This window comes from Shewanella aestuarii (assembly GCF_014647215.1).
Taxonomy (GTDB): Bacteria; Pseudomonadota; Gammaproteobacteria; order Enterobacterales; family Shewanellaceae; genus Shewanella; species Shewanella aestuarii.
Window position 1 is genome coordinate 129,331 of the sequence record NZ_BMOT01000006.1, and the last position, 23,670, is coordinate 153,000.

The 23,670-nt window shown below is 41.9% G+C and carries 24 protein-coding genes; 15 read left to right on the forward strand and 9 right to left on the reverse strand.

The features are described 5' to 3' along the window. Window positions 1-9 precede the first annotated feature (9 nt). The 4 genes from IEY03_RS10510 (at window position 10) to IEY03_RS10525 (ending at window position 2,937) form a co-directional block, all read left to right on the forward strand. Window positions 10-1,122, forward strand: coding sequence for an anhydro-N-acetylmuramic acid kinase (locus tag IEY03_RS10510; RefSeq protein ID WP_188841350.1), 1,113 nt, complete (start codon window positions 10-12; stop codon window positions 1,120-1,122). A gap of 74 nt (window positions 1,123-1,196) precedes the next feature. Continuing rightward, window positions 1,197-1,895 carry an aquaporin Z gene (aqpZ, locus tag IEY03_RS10515; RefSeq protein WP_188841352.1) on the forward strand — a complete coding sequence of 233 codons (699 nt, stop codon included), beginning with the start codon at window positions 1,197-1,199 and terminating at the stop codon, window positions 1,893-1,895. A gap of 139 nt (window positions 1,896-2,034) precedes the next feature. Beyond that, window positions 2,035-2,421 carry a DUF2750 domain-containing protein gene (locus IEY03_RS10520; protein ID WP_188841354.1) on the forward strand — a complete coding sequence of 129 codons (387 nt, stop codon included), beginning with the start codon at window positions 2,035-2,037 and terminating at the stop codon, window positions 2,419-2,421. A 102-nt stretch (window positions 2,422-2,523) separates the two neighbouring features. Further along, the gene (locus IEY03_RS10525) at window positions 2,524-2,937 is read left to right on the forward strand and encodes a hypothetical protein (protein WP_188841591.1); all 414 of its coding nucleotides are present in this window, start codon (window positions 2,524-2,526) and stop codon (window positions 2,935-2,937) included. Between the two features lie 61 nt (window positions 2,938-2,998). Here IEY03_RS10525 and erpA read toward each other — a convergent pair whose 3' ends face one another. Then, window positions 2,999-3,349, reverse strand: coding sequence for an iron-sulfur cluster insertion protein ErpA (erpA, locus tag IEY03_RS10530; RefSeq protein WP_055024237.1), 351 nt, complete (start codon window positions 3,347-3,349; stop codon window positions 2,999-3,001). After that, window positions 3,342-4,166, reverse strand: a complete 825-nt coding sequence (locus IEY03_RS10535; RefSeq protein ID WP_188841356.1) for a DUF6776 family protein — start codon at window positions 4,164-4,166, stop codon at window positions 3,342-3,344. The genes erpA and IEY03_RS10535 overlap by 8 nt, the downstream gene beginning before the upstream one ends. A gap of 63 nt (window positions 4,167-4,229) precedes the next feature. Between IEY03_RS10535 and IEY03_RS10540 the strand changes: the two genes are divergently transcribed. The 5 genes from IEY03_RS10540 to nhaD all read left to right on the forward strand — a co-directional run bounded on the left by IEY03_RS10540 (window position 4,230) and on the right by nhaD (window position 11,232). Further along, window positions 4,230-5,954, forward strand: coding sequence for a chloride channel protein (locus tag IEY03_RS10540; RefSeq protein ID WP_188841358.1), 1,725 nt, complete (start codon window positions 4,230-4,232; stop codon window positions 5,952-5,954). A 9-nt stretch (window positions 5,955-5,963) separates the two neighbouring features. Further along, window positions 5,964-7,037 (forward strand): glucosaminidase domain-containing protein, encoded by a 1,074-nt coding sequence (locus IEY03_RS10545; RefSeq protein WP_188841360.1) that lies wholly within the window; start codon window positions 5,964-5,966, stop codon window positions 7,035-7,037. Between the two features lie 121 nt (window positions 7,038-7,158). Next, the gene (locus IEY03_RS10550; protein WP_188841362.1) at window positions 7,159-8,178 is read left to right on the forward strand and encodes an aspartate carbamoyltransferase; all 1,020 of its coding nucleotides are present in this window, start codon (window positions 7,159-7,161) and stop codon (window positions 8,176-8,178) included. 27 nt (window positions 8,179-8,205) lie between these two features. Beyond that, a complete protein-coding gene (gene hemL / locus IEY03_RS10555) occupies window positions 8,206-9,492 on the forward strand; it encodes a glutamate-1-semialdehyde 2,1-aminomutase (protein ID WP_188841364.1) in 1,287 nt (428 codons plus the stop codon). A 492-nt stretch (window positions 9,493-9,984) separates the two neighbouring features. Further along, entirely contained in the window at window positions 9,985-11,232 is a 1,248-nt protein-coding gene (gene nhaD, locus IEY03_RS10560; protein ID WP_188841366.1) for a sodium:proton antiporter NhaD, read from the forward strand. Between the two features lie 76 nt (window positions 11,233-11,308). Here nhaD and IEY03_RS10565 read toward each other — a convergent pair whose 3' ends face one another. Together IEY03_RS10565 and IEY03_RS10570 are read right to left on the reverse strand one after the other, a co-directional pair. Then, entirely contained in the window at window positions 11,309-12,355 is a 1,047-nt protein-coding gene (locus IEY03_RS10565; protein ID WP_188841368.1) for a general secretion pathway protein GspB, read from the reverse strand. Then, window positions 12,355-14,013, reverse strand: coding sequence for an ExeA family protein (locus IEY03_RS10570; RefSeq protein WP_188841370.1), 1,659 nt, complete (start codon window positions 14,011-14,013; stop codon window positions 12,355-12,357). Before IEY03_RS10570 ends, IEY03_RS10565 begins: the two co-directional genes overlap by 1 nt. Before the next feature lie 127 nt (window positions 14,014-14,140). On the opposite strand from IEY03_RS10570, the gene IEY03_RS10575 reads away from it, so the two are divergent. Both IEY03_RS10575 and IEY03_RS10580 read left to right on the forward strand, forming a co-directional pair. Beyond that, window positions 14,141-15,373, forward strand: a complete 1,233-nt coding sequence (locus IEY03_RS10575) for a multifunctional CCA addition/repair protein (RefSeq protein WP_188841372.1) — start codon at window positions 14,141-14,143, stop codon at window positions 15,371-15,373. Window positions 15,374-15,635: 262 nt separating this feature from the next. Continuing rightward, window positions 15,636-15,902 carry an Lpp/OprI family alanine-zipper lipoprotein gene (locus IEY03_RS10580; RefSeq protein ID WP_124017059.1) on the forward strand — a complete coding sequence of 89 codons (267 nt, stop codon included), beginning with the start codon at window positions 15,636-15,638 and terminating at the stop codon, window positions 15,900-15,902. Between the two features lie 273 nt (window positions 15,903-16,175). Here IEY03_RS10580 and IEY03_RS10585 read toward each other — a convergent pair whose 3' ends face one another. The 4 genes from IEY03_RS10585 to folB all read right to left on the reverse strand — a co-directional run bounded on the left by IEY03_RS10585 (window position 16,176) and on the right by folB (window position 18,862). Beyond that, complete coding sequence (locus IEY03_RS10585; protein ID WP_229778281.1) at window positions 16,176-17,018, reverse strand: putative RNA methyltransferase; 843 nt, start codon at window positions 17,016-17,018, stop codon at window positions 16,176-16,178. Between the two features lie 83 nt (window positions 17,019-17,101). Then, a complete protein-coding gene (locus IEY03_RS10590) occupies window positions 17,102-17,902 on the reverse strand; it encodes an undecaprenyl-diphosphate phosphatase (protein ID WP_188841374.1) in 801 nt (266 codons plus the stop codon). A 44-nt stretch (window positions 17,903-17,946) separates the two neighbouring features. Further along, window positions 17,947-18,459, reverse strand: a complete 513-nt coding sequence (gene folK, locus IEY03_RS10595) for a 2-amino-4-hydroxy-6-hydroxymethyldihydropteridine diphosphokinase (protein ID WP_188841376.1) — start codon at window positions 18,457-18,459, stop codon at window positions 17,947-17,949. A 49-nt stretch (window positions 18,460-18,508) separates the two neighbouring features. Beyond that, window positions 18,509-18,862: a dihydroneopterin aldolase gene (gene folB, locus IEY03_RS10600; protein WP_188841378.1), complete on the reverse strand. Its 354-nt coding sequence runs from the start codon at window positions 18,860-18,862 to the stop codon at window positions 18,509-18,511. Window positions 18,863-19,105: 243 nt separating this feature from the next. Here folB and plsY point away from each other — a divergent pair, with 243 nt between their 5' ends. After that, window positions 19,106-19,717: a glycerol-3-phosphate 1-O-acyltransferase PlsY gene (plsY, locus tag IEY03_RS10605; protein ID WP_188841380.1), complete on the forward strand. Its 612-nt coding sequence runs from the start codon at window positions 19,106-19,108 to the stop codon at window positions 19,715-19,717. 65 nt (window positions 19,718-19,782) lie between these two features. Here plsY and tsaD read toward each other — a convergent pair whose 3' ends face one another. Next, window positions 19,783-20,796 carry a tRNA (adenosine(37)-N6)-threonylcarbamoyltransferase complex transferase subunit TsaD gene (gene tsaD, locus IEY03_RS10610; RefSeq protein WP_188841382.1) on the reverse strand — a complete coding sequence of 338 codons (1,014 nt, stop codon included), beginning with the start codon at window positions 20,794-20,796 and terminating at the stop codon, window positions 19,783-19,785. A 300-nt stretch (window positions 20,797-21,096) separates the two neighbouring features. Between tsaD and rpsU the strand changes: the two genes are divergently transcribed. The 3 genes from rpsU (at window position 21,097) to dnaG (ending at window position 23,581) form a co-directional block, all read left to right on the forward strand. Beyond that, the gene (rpsU, locus tag IEY03_RS10615) at window positions 21,097-21,312 is read left to right on the forward strand and encodes a 30S ribosomal protein S21 (RefSeq protein ID WP_006080725.1); all 216 of its coding nucleotides are present in this window, start codon (window positions 21,097-21,099) and stop codon (window positions 21,310-21,312) included. 7 nt (window positions 21,313-21,319) lie between these two features. Further along, window positions 21,320-21,763 carry a GatB/YqeY domain-containing protein gene (locus IEY03_RS10620; RefSeq protein WP_188841385.1) on the forward strand — a complete coding sequence of 148 codons (444 nt, stop codon included), beginning with the start codon at window positions 21,320-21,322 and terminating at the stop codon, window positions 21,761-21,763. Window positions 21,764-21,853: 90 nt separating this feature from the next. Beyond that, window positions 21,854-23,581: a DNA primase gene (dnaG, locus tag IEY03_RS10625; RefSeq protein WP_188841387.1), complete on the forward strand. Its 1,728-nt coding sequence runs from the start codon at window positions 21,854-21,856 to the stop codon at window positions 23,579-23,581. Window positions 23,582-23,670 lie beyond the last annotated feature (89 nt).

Below are 23,670 nucleotides of genomic sequence, written 5' to 3' on the forward strand. Positions count from 1 at the left end.
ATGTCAGTAATGTCGCAGCCTGAATATTATATTGGCCTTATGTCTGGTACCAGTATGGATGGCGTTGATGCCGTTCTGGTTGATTTTAGTAGCGGTTATCCTTTACTCGTATACGCACATACTGAAGCCATTCCTGAACACTTATTGAAAGGGCTGCAACGCCTTTGCCAACCGTCAACTGACGAAATAAATCGTTTAGGACGAATTGATCGCAGTGTCGGTTTGTTATTTGCAAAAGCAGTTAATCAATTATTAACTCACTCCGGTGTCAGCCCAAGTGAAGTAATAGCGATTGGTTCCCACGGTCAAACTGTCAGACACATGCCAAATCTAGAAGTCGGCTTCACCTTACAAATTGGCGACCCTAATACCATTGCGGTTGAAACGGGAATTGATGTTATTGCTGATTTTCGACGCAAAGATATTGCCTTAGGTGGGCAAGGCGCACCTCTTGTGCCCGCTTTCCACCAGCAAGTATTTGCTAAAAACGACACCTCGAGGGTGATATTGAACATTGGCGGCATTGCCAATATTACTTACCTTCCTGGTGATTCAAATCAGGTACTTGGGTTTGATACCGGCCCTGGTAACAACCTGATTGATGCTTTTATCCAACAAGTTCAACAGCAGCCTTTTGATAAAGATGGGAAGTGGGCGGAGTCAGGCACCTCGAACCCTGATTTATTAAAACAGCTATTATCCCATGCATATTTTTCACTTCAATACCCCAAAAGCACCGGACGTGAGTTATTTAATCAAGCCTGGTTAGAACAGCAGCTATCTGAGTTTAGTCATTTAGATGAAGAAGATATTCAATCAACCTTGCTCGACTTAACCTGCCACAGCATTGCCAATGATGTGACAAAACTTAATCCTCAGGGTGAAATGTACGTTTGTGGTGGTGGCGCACTCAATAAAGCCTTAATGCGCAGGCTTAGCTTACTTTTACCAGGATATAAACTCGCGACAACGACTGAGATTGGCGTGGATCCTAAATGGGTAGAAGGGATCGCTTTTGCATGGTTAGCAATGCGCTATGAACATCATTTACCCGCCAATCTCCCTGCCGTTACCGGCGCAAGAAGAGAAGCTGTACTGGGCGGAAAATTCTCAGCAAAATAACTTGCCATAATATTGACAACTGACTGTTTTATAGACTTTACTTGTTGAGCACACACATTAACAAGGAATGAGTTATGGATATAAAACAAAAGATGCTAGCTGAATTTTTAGGCACACTTTGGTTAGTATTAGGAGGGTGTGGCAGTGCCGTGCTCGCTGCAGCATTTCCAGAGGTAGGTATCGGGCTTCTGGGAGTGTCACTGGCTTTTGGCTTGACCGTTTTGACCATGGCTTACGCCATTGGGCATATTTCGGGGTGCCATCTTAATCCTGCGGTTTCATTCGGATTGTGGGCCGGTGGCCGTTTTGATGCCAGTGAATTACTTCCCTATATTATCGCGCAAGTGTCAGGTGCAATAATGGGCGCGGGCATTTTATATTTAATCGCATCAGGACAAGATGGATTTTCATTAAGTGCGGGTTTTGCCTCCAATGGTTTTGGCGAACATTCCCCTGGTGGCTATGATTTAATTGCCGTGTTGATTTGTGAAATAGTCATGACGCTGTTTTTCTTACTGATTATTTTAGGTGCAACCGATGACCGCGCACCTAAAGGTTTTGCCCCTATTGCGATTGGTTTTGGTTTAACCCTTATCCACCTTATTAGTATTCCGGTATCTAACACTTCCGTCAATCCCGCAAGAAGTACAGGGCCAGCATTATTCGTCGGGGATTGGGCACTATCTCAATTGTGGTTATTCTGGGTTGCTCCAATTGTCGGGGCTATTTTAGCTGGCATAATTTATCGCAGTTTTAATCCATCATCCCAATAAATTTCCAGTTCATCCTAGTTAACAAAGTCCGTTTCTATACGGACTTTTCTTTTTCAATTATTCTTGTCAGTGTTATCATGCGCACATAATTGTTCCTGATCAGCATAGCTATTGCTGATTACTGCTAGATGAGAATCACATGAGCACTAAAGAAAAAAGCGTCGCTGAACTAATGAACCTCACGCCTGAAGGCCGCTATGACTACATGATTGAACAGGTAAAAGCCAATAAAGTGATCTGGTCTTTACAAGATAGCGATGGCTGCGTGATGCTAACCACGGAAGATGAAGATTGTATCCCTATGTGGCCATCAGAAGAAACGGCTGCACTTTGGGCGGTTGACGATTGGAAAGATTGTGAACCTTTAGCGATTCCTCTTGATGAATTTCAACAACGCTGGGTGAGCGGTATGGAAGACGATGACTTATTTATTGCCGTATTCCCAGTTCAGGAGGATTTAGGTGTTGTTGTTGCTCCTTTTGAAGTTGACCAACGTTTAACCCCTAAAAGTGACAAGAAACACTAGTTTATGATTAATCCAATGGATGCTAAACCTAAGGTCATGACACCAGCTCAGACTGCTGCATCACCTGATATCGACAGCTCGGAATTACATCCCACAACGACCATGGCAAAACTGCCTAAGCGTTTAACTGCGCTAATGCTAATATATGCTGCGGCATCGATAAGCGGCTTACTGTCAGCAAATTCAGTATCAGAATTAAGCTCAATGCTGTGTATGTTAACCTTATTGATGGTCGTTGCAGTATTTGGCCGTCAAAAAGCGGCTTTATACATGCTAAGAGGTTACAGCTTACTGCAACTTGCGTTTTACAGCTGTTTGCCAGCCATAATGTATGATCCTGAAAACTTAGTCGCTGGACCGACAACGGTTGATTTTGGTTTATTTCAGGCGGTGGTATCTGATTGGGTAATCTTTAGCGTATTAATTTTCATTGGCGCGGCTCAAGTTTGGATAAGCTTTAATCGAAAAGTGAAAGCCTGGTTCAAACCAAGACAAAGCATGAACATTATGAGTTAATCCTCTTAAAAACAAAAAAAGCCGTCTTATGACGGCTTTTTTGTTTTCTCTGTTCAATTAATTAAACAGAGAAACTAGCACCACAACCACAGGTTGTTGTTGCGTTAGGGTTTTTAACAAAGAAGCGTGAACCTTCTAAGCCAGAAGTGTAATCCACCTCACCGCCAACAAGGTATTGTAGGCTCATTGGATCGACCACTAATTGTACACCTTGCTTTTCAATAGTGAAGTCGCCTTCATTGACTTTCTCATCAAATGTAAAGCCATACTGAAAACCTGAACAACCACCGCCGGTAACATAAACACGCAGTTTTAATTCAGGGTTCTGCTCTTCTTCTAACAGCCCTTTTACCTTGGTCGCCGCAGCATCGGTAAATTGTATCGGCATTGCTGCATCAGTTTGTTCAGTCATTACTACCTCTTACTTCAGTTTTCTGCGGTGAATTATCCGATACCTGACTGTTTTGTTCAAGTATTACCCGAGGTTCTTTTTGATTGTCTGTAACTTCGATGGTTATTGGTGCTATATCAGCAATATTGAATACCTGTTCAATCTCACCACCTTTCACACCTCGCGCTGGTTTTACTCGCACTTTTACCTTAATTCTTTGTAACTCAAATCCATCAGGAAGGATAAAATCACTATCCATTATGTGGAAATACTTAAAATCGATATTATTCTTGGTTCCTAATAACTGACTTAAGGTTAGTTCAGCGACTTTATCATCCATAACCCCAATAAATACCGCATCTACGACAACCTTTAAATTTGCCTTACGCTTTTGCTGTTGAGTTAAAATAACTCTAAGCTGTTGTTGCTTAGGTAATATGCCAGCATTAATTTCAACATTGTGGATCATCACCCCTTCTACTTCAGCGTCGGCAACCATTAAGCTGCGATAAAATGCCAGCTCTTTTTCTAGTGCTTTTTGACGCACCAATTGCTCTCTGAACATTTGTTGTAAGTTATTATTGGCTTCTTGTTCTATAGTTAGCGCTAGATTGCGACTGGCCAATACCTTGGCTTGCATATCAAGTTCTGATAACAATTTTCGTTTTCCACTGACGCTATTAGGTGTCGCCTCGGGCGCAAAAGACAACCATATTTGATGCGATATAGCACCGGTAATGAAAGCGACCACCACCAGTGCAATAAGGTAGTTGCTTGATGAACGTTTTTTTCGTTCGATTGCTTTTAGTGTATCCAGCATGCGATGATAATTTAGCATTAGGTAACAAGCCCTTAATAAAATACAATGTCAAAGTAACTACAGGGAAGCAAGAGCATAACAGTGCAACTCAAACTCAATAAAGCTGCTATTATTCACGCCAAGAGGGCAACACGCAAATATCTGAACAACGAATTTCGCGATAAATTATCACAAGCGCAAATCAGTGTTCAATTATGTGCCCTAGCCTTGCTGTTTGCGGTGATCGCGTCCAGCGTGATTATTCTATTCCGACTGATGTTGGTTTGGGCCGAGCAGTATACCCATAGTGAAGCAACTAGTTTCAGTAATGTGCTTACCGATTGGCGTTCTTATTTACCCCTGATTGGCGCATTGCTCATTTGGTTGTTGTCATTGTTAGGGTCAAAACGTTATCGCCGTATGGGCATTGCCTATGTATTGCATCGATTTAAAATTCATTACGGTAAAGTGCCGCTCCAATCCGCAGCAGGTCAATTTTTTCAAGCGCTTATCGCACTAGTAACCAACTTTTCAGTTGGACGCGAAGGGCCAGCTATCCATTTAGGCGCGGTGAGCGCCAGTGTCATGGCCGAAAAATTTAAGTTACCAGATAACAGCGTCAGGATTATGTGTGCCAGTGGCATTGCTGCCGGTATTGCAGCAACCTTCAACGCACCTTTAGCTGCGGTACTTTTTGTATTTGAAGTGATTGTCCGAGAGTATAAAATCCATTACTTTTTCCCCATCATGCTGTCAGCAATCTGTGGGGCGGTTTCTAGCCAAATCGTATTTGGCAATGTCCATGAATACGACCTAATTAATGTTATTCGAATTCCGCTCGATCACTACCCCATATTGTTGTTAGGCGGTTTAGGCTTAGGTTGTACAGCAGCCCTGTTTAACCACTCATTATTAAAAGTCACCGCAAAAGGACAACATTGGCCATTAATTTATCGGTTACTTATTGCAGGCTCAGTCACCACTTTAATTGGTTTGGTGCTACCTCAAGCACTAGGTTCCGGTGATTTAGCTATTCACGAAGCAATAAGCGAGTCACCCAACCTGTGGTTTTTAATCGCGCTGTTACTGGGCAAAATGCTAGCAACGATTGCTGCTATCGGATTTGGTGTGCCAGGTGGCTTGATTGGTCCGTTATACGGTATTGGCGCTTTGGTAGGTGCAATTCTTGCGCTTGTTAGCAGTGCGCTATTCCCGTCTATTTCCCCTTATGTTGGGCTTTATACTGTCATTGGTATGACCGCCATGATGGGGGTGTGTTTAAGCGCACCGCTTGCCGCCTTAGTGGCATTACTTGAATTAACCAATGATGCATCGATTATTTTGCCGGCAATGTTTGTCACTATTCCGGCCTTTTTGGTAGCTTATCAGGGCTTTAACACCAGTTCTATTTTCATTAAGCAACTAGAGATTATGGGGCTAGAGTATAAAGTCGCACCGATGAATCAAGGTTTACAGAAAAAAGGCGTCAGAGTATTAATGAATAGACGCTTTGTGGTGGTCAATGATGATGATGAATTGCTACTTGAAGTGTTAAAACGCGCTGAGGGTCGACCAGTGTTGGTTCGTAATGCCGATCACCAAATAGAAATGCTCCGATTAGAAATCCAATCATTTGAAGATGAGACCACCTTATCTCGGCATTTAATGGTTGGCTTACCAGACTCTGCAACCTTGAATGAAGCCTATGAAGCGCTGGCGACAAAACGCGCCGGAGAAGTCTATATTTACCGTAACACCCCAAATAATGTCATTGGTGTGATAAGTTGGGCTAATTTATTACAAGAAATTCGCTCAGGCCAAGTATAGGAACAAACGATGAAACCGCTAACAAAGCCATTCTGGGCGCTGATAGGTGTTGGCATATTTTCAATATCGGCTTTTATTATATTCACCTTTACGGTACACGAAGACGCAACTCTTGATATTAGTTTGGCGGATGTTAAAAATAATACCAATGCTGAAACCGACATTAAGCTCGCCCCTTTAAGCGACTTTACTAGTAATCAACCAGACAAGTTACAAAATAGCTTCTGGTTAATTTCTGATAACCGCCCAACAAAGCAACCAACAAGGGTTTCGATTTATTCGTTAGACAGTATAAAAAGTCTCTTCGATTCAATTGATTATAACTCTCAAAGTTGGCAGAACGGCAACCGTGAAGTTCCAAGGCTGACTTTCAATACCGTCACCGAAAAATGGCAACGCAATGCAAATAACATTCCCGTAAATGAGAAGAAAATGATCTTCTTCCGCCTGATGGCACCATTGGTTTTAATCAGTAATGAAAAAATGCTGCTTGAGCGCAGATACATCGAAGTCAACGCCAATAGCGATGAGAAAGTAAGACAGCTCGCGCTAAAATACAAAGTCATAGATGAAGAAACACTAAAAAGCTGCCAAAGTCTGTCAACGGAACAACGAGCCACTTTACTTAATCGCGTTGATATAGTGCCGCCCTCTTTAGTCCTTGCTCAAGCAGCAGAAGAAAGCGGCTGGGCCACCTCGAGATTTACTGTTGAAGGTAATGCTTTTTTTGGCCAATGGGATTTTAGCGGTAATGGCATGGTGCCAAAACAACAACGTACCGAGCTTGGCAACTATGGAATTGCTCGGTTTGACTCGCCACTGGCATCGGTTATTGGGTACTTACTCAATATCAACACCAATCATGCTTACCAAAAATTGCGTGATTTACGAGCCAAACTTAGAAGTGAAAACGCCCCAATAACAGGGCTGATCTTGGCTGGCACATTAGATAAATATTCTGAACGCGGCCAAGCTTACATTAACAGTTTACGCAGTTTGATCCGCCATAATGGCTTACAACAGGTAGATGAAGCATATCTCTCTGATGATAATCCGATTCATTTGATAACAGCTTCACAGTAATCTAGTTTAACTAAGCAAGATTGTCTGCTACAATTTTGCCTCAGCCACCCTACACAACTTGGGTAAATCTAACGCTGAAATTCAAGCACGGTTTACCCCCCAAATATTGGAAATCAGGCTGATGACTCAGTTCGAAGGTTCACACATCCTTTCCGTAAACCAGTTAAATCTGGATTCAATTACCACCATTTTTAATGTTGCCAACAAAATGACCCCGTATGCGCTGCGAGAAAAACGCACCAAGGTATTAGAAGGCGCAATTCTTGGTAATTTATTCTTTGAACCCAGCACCCGTACCCGTGTTAGTTTTGGTTGTGCATTTAACCTGCTTGGTGGACACGTACGCGAAACGACAGGGATGGCATCGTCATCGTTGTCAAAAGGCGAATCTTTGTATGACACAGCGCGCGTGCTGTCGACCTACTCTGATGTTATTGCCATGCGCCACCCAGATGCTTACTCGGTAAAAGAGTTTGCTGAAGGTAGTCGTGTTCCGGTGATCAACGGCGGCGATGGTCCAAATGAGCATCCAACCCAAGCCTTACTCGATTTATTTACCATTCAAAAAGAACTCAGCCACTCAGGTATGGGGATCAATGGTATGCATATCGCTATGGTGGGTGATTTGAAATATGGCCGTACTGTGCATTCGTTATCACGTTTGTTATGCATGTATAAAGATATCCAGTTCACATTAATTTCACCTGCTGAACTGGCAATGCCTGACTATGTGATCGCCGACATTGAAAATGCTGGCCATAAGATCAAAATAACCGAACAACTCGAAGGAAATCTGCATCAAGCAGATATTCTTTATTTAACCCGTATTCAAGAAGAGCGTTTTCCGTCACAGGAAGAGGCGAATAAATATCGGGGTAAATTCCGATTAAATCACAATATTTACACTCAACACTGTAAATCGAACACAGTGATCATGCACCCTTTACCACGTGATTCACGTGAACAGGCAAATGAGCTTGATAACGACTTAAACAGCCACCCAAGTTTGGCTATTTTCCGTCAAGCTGATAACGGATTATTAATCCGTATGGCACTGTTTGCATTAACGTTAGGTGTTGAGAACCAACTCGAAAAATATGAATGTCCTGTTAACTGGTATTCACGTAAAGCTGATCGTTAATCAGCGGCAATAAATTAAGGATTACACATGACCCGTTCCGAAAAACTATTTGAACAGGCTAAAAAGACCATTCCTGGCGGCGTAAACTCACCTGTACGTGCATTTAATGGCGTAGGTGGCTCACCATTATTTATCGAAAAAGCCGATGGTGCTTATATCTATGATGCTGATGGTAAAAAATATATTGATTATGTTGGTTCATGGGGACCGATGATTTTAGGGCATAACCACCCTAAAATCCGTGAAGCAGTATTAGCTGCAGTTGAAAATGGTTTATCTTTTGGTGCCCCCACTGAACTTGAAGTCAAAATGGCTGAGAAAGTGATTTCTATGGTGCCATCAATGGAACAAGTACGTATGGTGAGCTCAGGTACAGAAGCGACTATGAGTGCTATTCGTTTAGCGCGTGGCTTCACCAGCCGTGACAAAATTTTAAAGTTTGAAGGCTGCTACCATGGTCATGCAGACTGTTTATTGGTAAAAGCAGGTTCTGGCGCATTAACCTTAGGTCAGCCTAGCTCACCGGGTATTCCTGAAGACTTTGCTAAACACACACTCACAGCTACATACAATGATTTAGCGTCAGTCCGGGCATTGTTTGAACAACATCCGACAGAGATCTCTTGTATCATTCTTGAGCCAGTTGCTGGCAACATGAACTGTATTCCTCCGGTTGAAGGCTTCTTACAAGGTCTACGGACAATTTGTGACGAATTTGGCGCATTATTAATTATCGATGAAGTTATGACTGGTTTCCGCGTATCTATGAGCGGTGCACAAGGTCATTATGGCGTTAAACCTGACTTAACTACATTAGGTAAAGTGATTGGCGGCGGCATGCCAGTTGGCGCATTTGGTGGCCGTAAAGATGTGATGCAGTTTATCGCACCGACAGGCCCTGTTTATCAAGCCGGTACATTATCGGGCAATCCAATTGCAATGACCGCAGGATTAGCGCAAATGGAAGCCTTAAATGAACCAGGCTTATATGAAGCACTTGCAGCTAAAACTAAACGCATTGCTGAAGGCTTTAAGGCCGCTGCTGATAAGCATGGTATTCCATTAAGCATCACTTACGTTGGCGGTATGTTTGGTTTCTTCTTCACTGAAGATAAAGCACCAATGACTTCATTCAGCCAGGTGACCAAATGTAATATGGAACACTTCCGTCATTTCTATCATGCAATGTTAGATGAAGGCATTTACTTAGCACCGTCAGCCTATGAAGCTGGATTCTTATCCATGGCACATGGTGAAGAAGAGATTAGTTATACTTTAGCTGCAGTTGACCGTATTTTTGCCGCAATGAAGTAAATCCTTTAAGGCCAACCTGCTCAGGTTGGCCTTTTTATGGGTTTTATCCCCGCCTTTAAATCAATTCTCCGCGCTAGCAAACTCTTGTATACCAAATTATTTTTATCATATTGACTGCATGATATTTATGCTATTTTTTGCTGTGATTGATGTATTGATCTGCGTTGTTTTTCAGACCAGCATGACAAAACTTTGATGTAAAGCTATGCAGTTTCAGCTTAAAACTCTAGATGTGATGGGTTCAATAATGATAAAGATTCACCACTTAAATTGAAAATCATTCAATAAGATATGTAGAAAACTCCCCTTGATTGCGATTCTCGTTCAGAGTTGCTTTTATTTACCGAAAACAATGAGAAGCCTGTTGCAGAATAGGCCATAGTGTGATGTGATCCGCACCGCCTGAAGAAAGCTTAATTGAACCTTAAATTAAGTTAGCTTAAATTCATGATATAGCAGCTATGTCATTAACAAGCCGTTGGAATTGCCGTTATGCTAGAAACCTTTCTGCTCACACTTGCTGTACTCGCACTACTTAGTATCATTTTTGAAGAAATTACCCATATTAACAAAGCTAAGACCACCTTATTTTTAGGTTGTGTGTCTTGGATAACCTTATTTATTGCCGCTCAAACACCTGAAAAATCAGCTTTAATTTCAGAGGAACTGAACGAAAACTTATTAGAAATTGCTACCCTATGGCTATTTCTAATGTCGACTATGACCTTTGTTGCCTACCTTAACGCAAAAGGCATGATCCAAGTCATGGTACAAAAAATTTTCCCGCAACAGGTTTCAGTCAGAATGCTGATGCTACAAGTGGGGATGTTTTCGTTAGTGTTATCGACATTTTGTGACAACGTAACAGCGACCTTAGTATCGCTTGGATTACTGACGACATTTAATTTAGACAGCCAAATGCGTCGTCGAATGGCGGTATTGATTATTTTTGCCGTCAACTCGGGTGGTGTCGCACTGATCACGGGTGATGTGACAACCTTGATGATTTTCCTTGCTGGAAAAGTGCATATTTCTGAATTATTGGTGTTGTTTATTCCTGCTTCGATCAGCGTACTGCTATTAGCGGTATTGTTTTCATTGAAAGCGGAAGGCTCAGTCAGCACCACGCCAATGACGCAGTCTTACAATACAGTTGATATTGTTATTGGGTTAATCTTCCTGATCACTATCATTCTTACTATGGTACTTAACGTACTATTCGCCATTCCCCCTGTACTGACATTTTTAGCTGGTTTATCGGTCATGTTTTTAGTGGGACGTAGCAATAAAAGTAAAGATGAAGAAGTACAAATATTAGAATATATCCGACAGGTTGAATACGATACCTTATTATTCTTCCTCGGTATTTTATTACTTGTCGGTATGCTAAAAGAAATTGGCACACTGCATTTATTAACTGAAGTTTACTCTATGTACGACCCAAGTATTTCTAACTTTTTCACCGGTGTAGGTTCTGCCGTACTGGATAACGTACCTTTAACGGCTGCGTTATTAAAAGCCGAACCGGTACTCACCACAGCGCAATGGTTAGGCTTAACCTATTCTGTTGGTGTTGGTGGCTCGTTGTTAGTGATTGGTTCAGCATCTGGCATCATAGCAATGAGCAAAGTCCCAGAGTTAACCTTTGTCAGTTACTTAAAATATGTGCCCGCACTGTTGTTATGCTATTGCTTAGGTTATTCATTAACATTGTTTTTAGCAAATCACTTACACGGTTAATTTATTTAATCGGACACAAAAAAAGGCGCTTAGGCGCCTTTTTTATTAGTTGTCCTTCATCTACAAAAGTGAATGATTAAATAGCAGGCACTTTAAACTCTTGGCCATCAATATCTAAAATAATGTCCCGAGGACGAATTTCAATAATCGTTAATTTACCTTGGATCATATCGCCCTGTTGCAGTTCTTGGCCATCAACATTTAACCAGCGGTTGCTGGGCTCAGTTGAGTACACATGTGCAACAATATTAAATTCAGGGACTCGTAACTGAATGCTTGCAGGTAAATCACCATATTTGGGGATCCCCTGCGGTTTGGTTTTAGGAATAGGGTCTAACTTAGCCTCTGTGACATCACGAGTCGCAGACTGCTCGTATTCCACTTCTTTTAAAGCTGCAGCAAATGCATCTGCAAGGTTATTGTCCTGATTAGTAGGTTCCTGACGAACAGAACTAAAATCCACTTCATTTGCAGCCATGTTGACTTGCAGTTTTAAGGCTTCTAACTCTTGTAAACCACGCTGATTGGCATTAGCACCCAAAATAATAGGTTCGACGTCAAGAGTATCATTTGATTGTTGATATGCATTTTGCAATTGTTGATCGTATTGCTGACTCAATTGCTGCAACTGCTCTATCGTCAATGCATTAGATGACGAATGGGTTGTCATATTTGGTTGCTGTAACCCATCAGCCTGACTGTATTCGTTGCTAATCGCTTGCGGCTGACGTAGTTGCGGCTCCGTCATTGCAATCGAAGTTAATAATGGTTTAGGTCGAGGTAATGCCACTTTGCCAGCTAAACTAAAATCTTCCTTTGCCTGCTGCTGTTCTTCTATTGCCTGACTCTTCACTACCGCTACCGTATTAATAACCGGCGAGACAGACGGTGCCGATTTCACATCAAGACTAGCCGCGTCTTGATGGGCAGTATTAAGCAAAATGTTTAATCCCCACGCACCCGTGATGGCTACTGACATAGCAAGTGCCAGTAAAGAAACTTTGGTTGCCAAACCATGTTTACGCTGGATCAAAGGTGATGCAGGACGGGGCGTCAAAACCGCATCATATCCCCCTGCAGATTGCTGTTTCTGTTTAGTTACCGCATCCAATAAAATTGACATTATTGACGCTCCGCCAAACTCAATCTAGGGCCAGTTTGGCTCAAATATAAATTTATTTGCACCAACGTTTGGCTGCCAGCTATCCCATCCGCTTTTAATCCATGCAAACGCTGGAACGACATTAAATGCTGTTCTAGTTGACTGTCAAACTGACTCACTAAACGCGCTGGACGCTGGTCAATCATAGCTAAGCTATTCTCTAACCACTGCACCTGTGCTAAAGGCGCACTTTGGCCAATTTCTCTTGGCATGATTTGTTCTGACTGCCATAAAATTTCAAAGGTGCCACTGAAGTGACGATCAAACCAATCTTTACCGACCCAAAATTGTTGCTCGCCCAATTGTAGTAATATTTGCTCGTACTGACGCTCAACAATCACCCCATAAAATGGATTAATTTTTGCGTCTTGTAAGTACACCACGGCAGGGTAATTGAGGCGCATAATACTATTCCAATTACCTTGTTGTTGGTAACAGGTTAATCCTTGTTGCTGTGCAGCCTGGCAAGGGGTTAGCTCGCTAATGGGTTGTAATTGCCATAGACCAAATAATGCCGCAAAAGCCACATCAATATTTTGGCTTTGCGCCATGGCATTTTGCATCACCCTTTGGTTAACATTCATCACACTTGAATTAACCTGCGCTGAAGTATCAACAGGCTGTGAATCTGTCTCAATTTGTGTAGCCGCTGGAAGTGTTTGAATCGGTTGATTCGTTGGTTGATTATTGGGTAATTCAGCCGCGGCTGATTTAGGTTCATCACTTTGATTAAACATATAAAATGCAGCAGAAAAAGTGAATAATGCTGCAACAGCAATTGCACCATACCAACGTTTGTCATTATTAGGTAGCGACTCTCCCAATACTTCCATCGCGGCCTGATCGATCATCTTATGATCTATTGGCACCTTAGACTGACCATATCCCGCCATTAATGCCCTTTCGCATAAAAGGTTGGTCAATCGAGGTATGCCACCGCTGTAATGGTGTAACCTGCGGATTGATTTTGCGGTAAATAATGGCTCGTGTCGCCCACCGACCTGCAAACGATGCTGCACATACAAGGCTAATTCATCAGCATTGAGCGGTAATAAGTGATATCGCGCAGTAATACGCTGCGCGAGTTGCCGTAAGTCTTGGCGCTTTAGCAGTTGCTGTAATTCTGGCTGGCCAATTAAAATAACCTGTAATAGTTTTTTGGTATCCGTTTCAAGATTAGTTAATAACCTTAATTGCTCTAACACCTCTGAACGTAAATGTTGTGCTTCATCAATAATAAGCACTGTGTTACGTCCATTTTTATGGCTATTAAGTAAATATTGGCTCAGTAAGTCGGTAAGTTGCTTAATACTGGGATTTTCACCATAGGTAATACCAAGCTCATCACACAGGGTCGCCAGTAACTCTTGCTCAGTTAGCGAAGGGTTGAGAATAAATGCGGTATCGGTATTTTCAGGTAACTGCTGCAATAAACAACGCGATACGGTTGTTTTACCCGTTCCCACCTCACCAGTAAGCAGCACAAAACCACCGGTTTCACCCAAACCATAGGTCAAATGCACTAGGGCTTCACGGTGGCGATCACTTAAAAACATATAATGCGGATTGGGAGCAATGGAAAATGGATTATCGTTTAATCCATAAAAAGCTTTATACATACGACTTAGCATCCTTAACTAAAACTGACGGCTCAAGTTAATCCCTGCGAGGTTGCTTGTCAAAAGTTAGCCGCAAAAATCGAACTCTGGTAAGATTTATCCACTATATTGACCAAAAGTGACCCAAATGAAGATCTATTTAGTTGGTGGTGCGGTGCGAGACAAACTGCTTGGCCAAGCAATTAAAGACAAAGATTTTGTTGTTGTCGGCAGTAGTGTTGAAGAAATGCTGGCACAAGGCTATCAGCAGGTAGGCAAAGATTTTCCGGTTTTTTTGCATCCTAAAACACAACAAGAATATGCGCTTGCCAGAACTGAGCGTAAAACCGCGATGGGATATCAAGGTTTTGCTTGCTATGCCGCCAAAGATGTCAGCTTAGAACAAGACCTATTACGCCGAGACTTGACGGTTAATGCGATTGCGGAAGATGAATCAGGTAACTTGGTCGACCCTTATGGTGGCCAGCACGATATTGAACAAAAAATTCTCAGACATGTATCCGACGCTTTTATCGAAGATCCACTGAGAGTATTACGCGTCGCACGCTTTGCGGCGCGCTTTCATCATCTTGGTTTTAAAATTGCCCCTGAAACTCAAACCCTGATGCAACAAATAGCAGAGTCTGGTGAGCTGGAGCACCTGACACCTGAACGAGTATGGCAAGAGCTAGATAAAGTATTAAGCGGTAACAATCCTGAAGTGTTTTTTCAAACATTGCGAGATTGTGGCGCCTTGAAAGTGATTTTTGCTGAGATTGATGTGCTGTTTGGTATACCGCAACCTGAAAAATGGCACCCTGAAATAGACACAGGTGTACACACTTTATTGGTCTTAGCAGCAGCGAGCCTATTGTCGGCAGATAAAGCGGTTCGGTTCGCAAGTTTAACCCATGACCTAGGTAAAGCTCTAAGCCCTAAAGAAACCTTGCCAAAGCATCACGGACACGGTCAAAAAGGTGTGCCTGTTATAAAACGCCTATGCCAACGCCTACGTGTGCCAAATGAATACCGTGATTTAGCCATTTTAGTCAGCGACCAACATCAAAATATTCATAATGCGTTTGAACTAAAAGCTGAAACCATTATCAAAGTCTTCGATAAAGCCGATTTTTGGCGCAAACCGCAGCGATTACAGCAAATGTTAATTTGTTGCCATGCCGATATGCGTGGCCGCACCGGGTTTGAACAAGCCGAATATCCGCAGCAAGCGTATCTTGAATCCTGCTTCGAAGCAGCAAGTAACGTAGATGTAAAACAAATCATATTGGATGGGTTTAAAGGCGCAGAAATTAAACAGCAATTGCACCAAAAAAGAATCGAAGTAGTGCAAGCTTTAAAGCAACAAATCAGAAACATATAAACTTATAGCTTAAAAAATAGCTATAGGGAGAAAGCTGCTTTTTTATCGATTATTGTAGGATAAATCACTATTTTTATTGAAATTGAGCATGAATCACCCCAATAAGCATTGAAACACTTGCAATTTTCGTTTATTTAACTACTTTAGATAAACATTTTGTTGTTTGCCTATAGCAAATAATAGAATGTGTGACATAATTACGCCGCTGCAAAGGCATAGGCTTTTGCGCTAAAACTACAACCTATATTTAAGGGATTTACCCATGAACAAAAAAGTACTGATGATTGCTGGTGTTGCTATGACTGCTTTACTAGGTGGCTGTGCTAACACTACTGCTCTAGAAGAAAGCGTTGCTAACTTAGGTAACAAAGTTGATCAACTATCTGCAGAAGTTGGTTCTTTAAAGTCTGAGCAAAGCAAATTATCTGCTGATGTTAAAGGCGCTAAAGCTGCTTCTATGGACGCACAAGCTGAAGCTAAACGTGCTAACGACCGTTTAGACAACATGGCTTCTTCTTACAAGAAGTAAGACATAGCTATAAAGAATTAGCTTATTTTCATAGGTTGATTATTAGGGCTTGAATGTGGATCAACTGCAATGCAGTTTAGATCAACTTCAAGCCTTAATTATTTGTGCTATAGAGGCTTTTTAATTACTCAAAAAAGACTGTCTAAGCCTCCTTATCCAGCCCCTCCTGCGCATATTATATTGCGGCAAAACATCCAATATTAACGATAAATCTTCTATTTGTTGCGACACTGCATCAGCAAAAAGAATCAACACAGCGTACTGAAGTACACCCTATGCCAGCTTTAGTACCAATACATCAAACTCACATTTCAAGCCATCAATTGGCTGAGCTTTAATTTGATGTCGAAGTTCATCATTGGCTCGCCAGGCAAACAAAGAACTGTCCAGCAAACCTAACGCCTGATCGCCACTGACATTGATGTCAAACGACACGCACTCGTGAGTTTCAATACTTAAACGCTTGGGAATATTGATTTGAAATGGCTTTTCAACTAAATCCGGGTAAACCTGTTGTTTTATTTGCCATAAATGCTGATGACTTGGCTGTACTAATATCATTCGGCCATCATCTTTTAATATTCGAATACATTCCTGACCTTTGATTGGCGCGTCAAACAAAGTAACAATATCTATACTTTTATCCGCAAAAGGTAATGCCTTAAGTGCGCTAAAAATTAAACATGCTGGTGACTGTAATTTTGATGCCGCAAATAAGGCATTCTCGGCATCAGACACCCCCCAAGCCGACAAATTGTCAACTTGTTGCTGTGCAACTAAAAAGGCATGAATTTGTGCTAAATAATAACCATCACCACACTGATAATCTAACCAATTAACTTGCTGTTGCTTATCCGTTGCTAGTGGCAGCATTAATTGCTGTAAAGTATCGACAAGCGGTTGGAATACCCCGCTTTGAAGTAAAAACTGCCTTGCTCGCATTTGCTGTCGACTGACTGATGATTGCAATGTTTTCGCTTTTACCTTCACCAAAGGGTAATAGCCTTGCGCTAAGCGGTCAAAATGATGCTTTGCATCGCAATATAAACCTTTTGAAGCTTGGTGTTGATGTAAGGGCTGAGCACAGGTCGGGCAAATTAATGGAGAAATCATCATAAATAAACTTTTAATAAGAAAAAAACTAAAATAAAAAACGGGTAACAATACCCGTTTAATTCATTTGTTACTGAGCCTGAATATTATAAATACAACAAACCAAGCAGAATGCTACCTAATATTAGTCGGTAAATCACAAATGGGGTCATGCCTATTTGGCTAATAAACTTCAAGAAATAATGAATACAGATATAAGCGGCCACAAACGACACCACCAAACCTAAACTTAATGCTTGATAATCAATCGGTAATGGACTTTCAATCAAATCTTTAGTCACCAATAGCGCGGCACCACAACTTACTGGAATAGACATTAGAAATGAAAAACGCGCAGCGGCCTCTCGAGTAAGTCCTAACATTAACGCTGCTGTCATGGTCGCGCCTGAACGAGAAGTACCAGGGATTAATGCCATAGCTTGTGCAACACCAATTAACAGGGCTTTTTTCCAGCCCATCTGAAACTCATTCAGTTGCGCTTTTGACATTCGGTCTGCAACCCACAACAACAATCCAAAAGAGATCGTTGTGATTGCGATAACTAAGGTGTTGCGCAAATGGGTTTCAATGAAATCTTTGGCCATAAAACCCGCAATTACAGCAGGAATGGTAGCCAACAAAATCCACCATGAAAGCTTACTTTCCTGAGTTTGAGTGCCTGTCGCAAAACTTTTAATCCATGCCTGAGTAAGGGTTACAATTTCTGTTCGAAAATAAATAATCACCGCAAATAATGACCCAGTATTTACCGCCACATCAAATGATAATCCTTGGTCTTCCCAACCCAATAATTGTGCAGGTAAAATTAAATGTCCTGAACTGGAAATAGGCAAAAACTCGGTTAGACCTTGAATAAGTGCCAAAAATATAACTTGTAGCGATTCCATATTTGTCCTTGTTTAAATAACGTATTGCCTACTGATATTGATCATTAAGCACTGACACAATGTAACTGGGGTGAGAAAGTAAAAGGTACTGGCCATAGTTGTTGCTGTTGCTTATCGTATTGCTGCCAAAGTGTTTGGTATGACACCCCAACAATGGGGTGTAATAAATTAGGAGCTAGCTCGGCTAGTGGCCACAGCACAAAAGCATTAAATAGAATTTCCCCCCGAGGAAGTTCAACAGGCAGGCGGGTTATTTCGTCATTATAAAGCAATAAATCTATATCTAAACTGCGAGGGCTAAACTTTTTCTCGCCCCTAATGCGGCCATTGGCTTGTTCAATCATTTTAAACTTTGCAACAACCTCGGCAATCGACATGTCGGTATCAGCACTCGCAACCATATTCAAAAAGTTAGTGCCTTTAAACCCTACAGATTCACTTTCAAATACCCGAGATAAAGACAAAGGCCCAAAATGTTGCTGCAAATCCAACAATCCTGCCTGGAGGTGTAGTTCAGGTTCAATATTGGTTCCTAAACTGATGTAAATTTTTGCCATTAAATATGTTAATCCCGGTTATTGAGAAGATTGATCATCAAAAGTCGTTTTAAACATTGCCACGTTCAATTTCAACACCAACAGATACGGCATGAGGTACCGCGCCAGGCTTCATAACAACCACTTTAACCCATGGCACATTGAATTCATTTTGCAAACACTGGGCAATCATTTCAGCGACAGTTTCAATCAATTCCAAGGGCTTTTCGGTAATCAAGGCCGTTAAACGGTTCGAGACCGTTTCGTAGCATAGTGCATGGGCATAATCATCACTGGCAGCAGCTAAACGATTATCCCAAGCCATGTCTAAATCAATTAACAAGGTTTGATGGATCTTCTTTTCCCATTCATAAATCCCAATCACAGTTTCAATCTTTAACTGCCTGATAAGCACTTTATCCATGTGAACCTCCAGAAAAACCCATATTATTAGACTGTTCAAAATTAATTGCAGATAAACAGTGATATTCTCACCATCTGGCCTTTTGCCTGCAAGCGTAAAGCAGTAGGATAAGCCAATACAAAAACAAAGGTAACGAATTTAATTCATGCCACGGAACTTGTTTTTGATGCTTGCAGAATGATTTGCAACAGCGCATTAAAAAATCATGCGCGATAATACCCTAAGACGAGTAAGGAAACCAATTTGAACACCATAGTCGTAACCGTTTTGATGATAATTGTTGCATATTTGGCAGGTTCGATCTCGAGTGCGATATTAGTTTGCAAAATGAGAGGTTTACCTGATCCAAGGACAAACGGTTCCGGTAACCCTGGCGCGACAAATGTTTTAAGAATTGGGGGGGCCAGTTCGGCAATATTGGTATTGTTTTTTGACATGCTCAAAGGTGCTGTACCGTCTTACCTCAGTTATTTACTTGGTTTAGATGCCGCTTCCCTTGGCTTTATTGCCGTTGCAGCCTGCTTAGGACACATTTATCCGGTATTTTTTCAATTTAAAGGGGGTAAAGGTGTTGCAACAGCTTTCGGGGCGATGGCCCCTATTGGTCATGATTTAGCACTTTGTTTAGTCGCGACTTGGGTTGTCTTAGTCTTTATAACCCGTTACTCCTCCGTTTCTGCCATGGCAACCGCGATACTTGCTCCCATCTATACATGGTGGTTGGATGAACGCTTCGTGCTACCAGTAGCCATGTTATCTACGCTAATTTTAATTAGGCATAAAGATAATATTGAACGACTACGTATTGGCGAAGAAACAAAAGTGACCCGAAAAAGAACCAATAAAAAAGCTTAACGGGATTAACACGTTAAGCTTTAACGACTTATCTTATCTAATATTGTTATATCTGATGCTAAGTTTTATACCGCAGGTAAAGAATCTAAAGGCCAACGGGGAACGCCTTTCACGGCTAAATCTTCTACTTGGCCGGCTTTAAGTCGCTGCATTCCGGCATAAGCAATCATGGCACCATTGTCTGTACAAAACTCGCCACGGGGGTAATACACTTTTCCGCCCATGTCTTGCATCATTTGAGCTAAAGACTCACGCAAACGCGTATTGGCACTCACGCCTCCGGCAATCACTAAGCGCTTATATCCTGTCTGCTTTAGGGCACGCTTACACTTAATGGCAAGAGTATCCACCACCGCCTCTTCAAATGCTCTGGCTATATTGGCACGAGTTTGCTCATCATCAGGCTCAGCTGCAATAGTATTGGCGGCAAAGGTTTTTAAACCTGAAAAACTAAAATCAAGACCCGGTCTATCTGTCATTGGACGCGGAAATTTGTATCCAACCTCCAAACCTTGCGCCGCCAATTTAGCTAAACGCGGACCGCCCGGATAATCTAATCCCATCAATTTTGCGGTTTTATCAAAAGCCTCACCTGCTGCATCATCAACAGACTCGCCTAGTACAACATATTGACCAATACCGTCCACTTGCACCAACATTGAATGTCCGCCAGAGACTAATAAGGCAACAAACGGAAACTCAGGAGCATCATCTTCAAGCATCGGGGCTAAAAGGTGCCCTTCCATATGATGTACACCTACCGCAGGTTTTCCCCAGGCATAGGCTAATGAACGTCCAACACAGGCGCCCACTAAAAGTGCCCCAATTAAGCCTGGGCCTTTTGTAAATGCCACGCCATCAATGTCATCAATAGAAGAATTAGCTTTAGTCAGCGCTTGTTTAATTAGCGGAATAATTTTACGCACATGATCACGAGATGCCAATTCTGGCACGACGCCACCATAGTCAGCGTGCAGCTTTACTTGGCTATATAATACATGTGAAAGCAGGCCTTGCTGATCATCATAAACGGCGATGCCAGTCTCATCGCATGATGTTTCAATACCAATAATGCGCATAATGTCTTGTTCCTGTAAAATTAAGCGGCTAATTCTAGCCTTTGGTGCAAGTTTTCTCCAGATAAAATCAACAGACCCACACAACGATCGTTTTTGATCGTTTATATAACTTTAAAAACAGCTATTTATTGTTTTTTAACTCGCCTTAAGCAGACAATCTGAACAAAGGGTTTACAAATACCCTTAGCTCGGTGTAAAATTCCGCACCATTTTAATTAGCCTTTTGGCTATTTAAGGGTTTAAGTTTCGAACTTAAAACACTTAATAACCAACTCAACTACACCTAAGGGGTGATGGCGTATGCCAATTATTAAAGTACGTGAAAACGAACCATTCGACGTAGCTCTTCGTCGTTTCAAGCGCTCTTGTGAAAAAGCTGGTATCTTAGCTGATGTACGTGCTCGTGAATTCTACGAGAAGCCAACTACTGCACGTAAGCGCGCAAAAGCTGCTGCAGTTAAACGTCTAGCTAAGAAGCTTTCTCGCGAAAACGCACGTCGCGTACGTTTATACTAATCTCATTATGAGCCTAGTCGATAAGCTAAAAGACCAAATGAAAGACGCTATGCGTGCCAAAGAAAAGGTACGCTTAGGCACTATTCGTATGGCACTTGCCGCCGTCAAACAAGTTGAAGTGGATACCCGCGAAACGTTGAATGATGAACAGGTAATAGCTATCTTAACCAAGATGGTCAAGCAACGTCGCGATTCTATTGCTCAATATGAAGCAGCGAATCGCCCGGAGCTTGCAGCAGCTGAAGCAGAAGAGATTCAAGTAATTGAAACCTTCTTGCCAACACCATTAACTGAAGCGGAAGTGGCAGCGATTATCGATGCAACTATTGTTAAAGTAGGTGCTGCATCCATGGCGGATATGGGCAAAGTAATGGGAGCATTAAAATCTGAAGTTCAAGGACGTGCAGACATGAGTGCCATTGGTGCTTTAATCCGCGCAAAATTGAAATAATCAGGCGTTAATGTTGAATGAGCCGTGCACCTGCACGGCTTGTTTGTTTTAATTTGTTGATAAAGTGACTTCGAGAATTTATAGCAATCAATGGCGATCCCTCGTGATTTTATCAATGAGCTAATAGCTCGCACTGACATTGTCGATCTTATTGATCGAAAAGTGCCATTGAAAAAAGCTGGCAAAAATCATTCTGCATGCTGTCCTTTTCATAGCGAGAAATCGCCCTCTTTTACCGTCAGCAGAGATAAACAGTTTTACCATTGCTTTGGCTGTGGTGCACATGGCAATGCCATTGATTTTGTCATGGAATACGATCGATTAGAATTTGTCGATGCGATCGAAGAACTCGCCAGTCAACTTGGTTTAGATGTACCGCAAGAAAATGGCAATACAAAACGTCAAGATCACGGATTAAGTCGTGATTTATATCAATTGATGGAAGAAGCAAATCTATTCTATCAAAGCCAGTTAAGACAACATCAAGATAAGCAAAAAGTACTCGATTACCTCGACTTTAGAGGCTTATCGGATGATGTTATTAAGCATTTCGGCATAGGTTTTGCGCCTGACGGCTGGGACGGTTTGTTAGGCCGCTACCGTCAAAACCAATCAGCACAAGACAAATTACTTACCGCCGGCATGTTGATAGAAAACGACAGCGGTAAGCGTTATGACCGTTTTCGTGACCGATTAATGTTTCCAATCCGCGATAGACGCGGCAGAGTTATCGGTTTTGGTGGAAGAGTTTTAGGTGAAGGTACCCCTAAATACTTGAATTCTCCAGAAACGCCCATATTTCATAAGGGTAATGAACTTTACGGCTTATACGAATTAAAACAACTTCATCGCGATCCACAACATGTGTTGATTGTTGAAGGTTATATGGATGTCGTGGCGTTAGCGCAATTTGGCGTTGACTATGCTGTTGCATCGCTTGGTACATCGACAACAGCTGAACAATTTCAATTGTTAGTCCGTAGTGCCAAAGAAGTCATCTGTTGTTATGACGGTGATAGAGCTGGACGTGAAGCCGCATGGCGTGCACTAGAAACTGCCTTACCGCTTTTAAAACCCGGTGACATGGTAAGATTCATGTTTCTACCTCAGGGTGAAGATCCTGACACCATGGTCAGAAAAATTGGCAAAGCGGCTTTTGAAGAGCTGATTCAACAGGCCATGCAGTTACCAGAATTTTTGTTTGAAACCTTGAGCAGCACCCATGGTACAGATAAAGGCGCCCTTGCAAAGCAGGCGATAACCTTAATCGAAAAAGTGCAAGACAGCGTATTACAAAACCTGTTGTTAGAAAGTTTATCCCACAAATTGGGCATGAACAGCAGTGATGATTTAAAGAAAAAATTAGGTTTTGCGGTCAAGAAACCGCAACCACTTAATGCCAAAGGGTTACAAGGGCGAGGCACACCACTAAGGTTGGCCATTGCATTGTTAGTTCAAAAACCCAGCTTGGGCTTTGGACTTGCCCCACAACCGGCATTAAACAAAATTCAAATGGCTGGCATTGACTTGCTGAATCATTTGCTTGAAATAACTCGAACTCAACAATTTAATAGCGCACAACTACTTGAGATACATAGAGAGCACGAACAGAAGAGCACTCTAATAAAGTTAGCCCAATGGGACCATCAAGTGGCGGATGAGAATGTGTTGACCGAGTTTAAACAAACCCTGATATGGTTGACTAACCAATATATAGAACAACGCTATCAGGAACTTAGTCTCAAACAGACTTTAACAAAAGCTGAGAAAATGCAGCTTACTAAGCTGATTTCAATAATGAAAGGTGTTGCGAAGTAGCCCGAAAAAGACAAAAATTTCGTGGTTAAAACAACACCATGGACTAGCTAAGATGAGTCCACACAGCTATAATTGACGATTTGCGCGAC

Excerpts from the sequence above, each read along its gene's own strand:
- IEY03_RS10510 (WP_188841350.1), top strand. The coding sequence starts at position 10 with ATGTCGCAGCCTGAATATTATATTGGCCTTATGTCTGGTACCAGTATG.
- aqpZ (WP_188841352.1), top strand. The coding sequence starts at position 1,197 with ATGGATATAAAACAAAAGATGCTAGCTGAATTTTTAGGCACACTTTGG.
- IEY03_RS10520 (WP_188841354.1), top strand. The coding sequence starts at position 2,035 with ATGAGCACTAAAGAAAAAAGCGTCGCTGAACTAATGAACCTCACGCCT.
- IEY03_RS10525 (WP_188841591.1), top strand. The coding sequence starts at position 2,524 with ATGGCAAAACTGCCTAAGCGTTTAACTGCGCTAATGCTAATATATGCT.
- erpA (WP_055024237.1), bottom strand. The coding sequence starts at position 3,349 with ATGACTGAACAAACTGATGCAGCAATGCCGATACAATTTACCGATGCT.
- IEY03_RS10535 (WP_188841356.1), bottom strand. The coding sequence starts at position 4,166 with ATGCTAAATTATCATCGCATGCTGGATACACTAAAAGCAATCGAACGA.
- IEY03_RS10545 (WP_188841360.1), top strand. The coding sequence starts at position 5,964 with ATGAAACCGCTAACAAAGCCATTCTGGGCGCTGATAGGTGTTGGCATA.
- IEY03_RS10550 (WP_188841362.1), top strand. The coding sequence starts at position 7,159 with ATGACTCAGTTCGAAGGTTCACACATCCTTTCCGTAAACCAGTTAAAT.
- hemL (WP_188841364.1), top strand. The coding sequence starts at position 8,206 with ATGACCCGTTCCGAAAAACTATTTGAACAGGCTAAAAAGACCATTCCT.
- nhaD (WP_188841366.1), top strand. The coding sequence starts at position 9,985 with ATGCTAGAAACCTTTCTGCTCACACTTGCTGTACTCGCACTACTTAGT.
- IEY03_RS10565 (WP_188841368.1), bottom strand. The coding sequence starts at position 12,355 with ATGTCAATTTTATTGGATGCGGTAACTAAACAGAAACAGCAATCTGCA.
- IEY03_RS10570 (WP_188841370.1), bottom strand. The coding sequence starts at position 14,013 with ATGTATAAAGCTTTTTATGGATTAAACGATAATCCATTTTCCATTGCT.
- IEY03_RS10575 (WP_188841372.1), top strand. The coding sequence starts at position 14,141 with ATGAAGATCTATTTAGTTGGTGGTGCGGTGCGAGACAAACTGCTTGGC.
- IEY03_RS10580 (WP_124017059.1), top strand. The coding sequence starts at position 15,636 with ATGAACAAAAAAGTACTGATGATTGCTGGTGTTGCTATGACTGCTTTA.
- IEY03_RS10585 (WP_229778281.1), bottom strand. The coding sequence starts at position 17,018 with ATGATGATTTCTCCATTAATTTGCCCGACCTGTGCTCAGCCCTTACAT.
- IEY03_RS10590 (WP_188841374.1), bottom strand. The coding sequence starts at position 17,902 with ATGGAATCGCTACAAGTTATATTTTTGGCACTTATTCAAGGTCTAACC.
- folK (WP_188841376.1), bottom strand. The coding sequence starts at position 18,459 with ATGGCAAAAATTTACATCAGTTTAGGAACCAATATTGAACCTGAACTA.
- folB (WP_188841378.1), bottom strand. The coding sequence starts at position 18,862 with ATGGATAAAGTGCTTATCAGGCAGTTAAAGATTGAAACTGTGATTGGG.
- tsaD (WP_188841382.1), bottom strand. The coding sequence starts at position 20,796 with ATGCGCATTATTGGTATTGAAACATCATGCGATGAGACTGGCATCGCC.
- rpsU (WP_006080725.1), top strand. The coding sequence starts at position 21,097 with ATGCCAATTATTAAAGTACGTGAAAACGAACCATTCGACGTAGCTCTT.
- IEY03_RS10620 (WP_188841385.1), top strand. The coding sequence starts at position 21,320 with ATGAGCCTAGTCGATAAGCTAAAAGACCAAATGAAAGACGCTATGCGT.
- dnaG (WP_188841387.1), top strand. The coding sequence starts at position 21,854 with ATGGCGATCCCTCGTGATTTTATCAATGAGCTAATAGCTCGCACTGAC.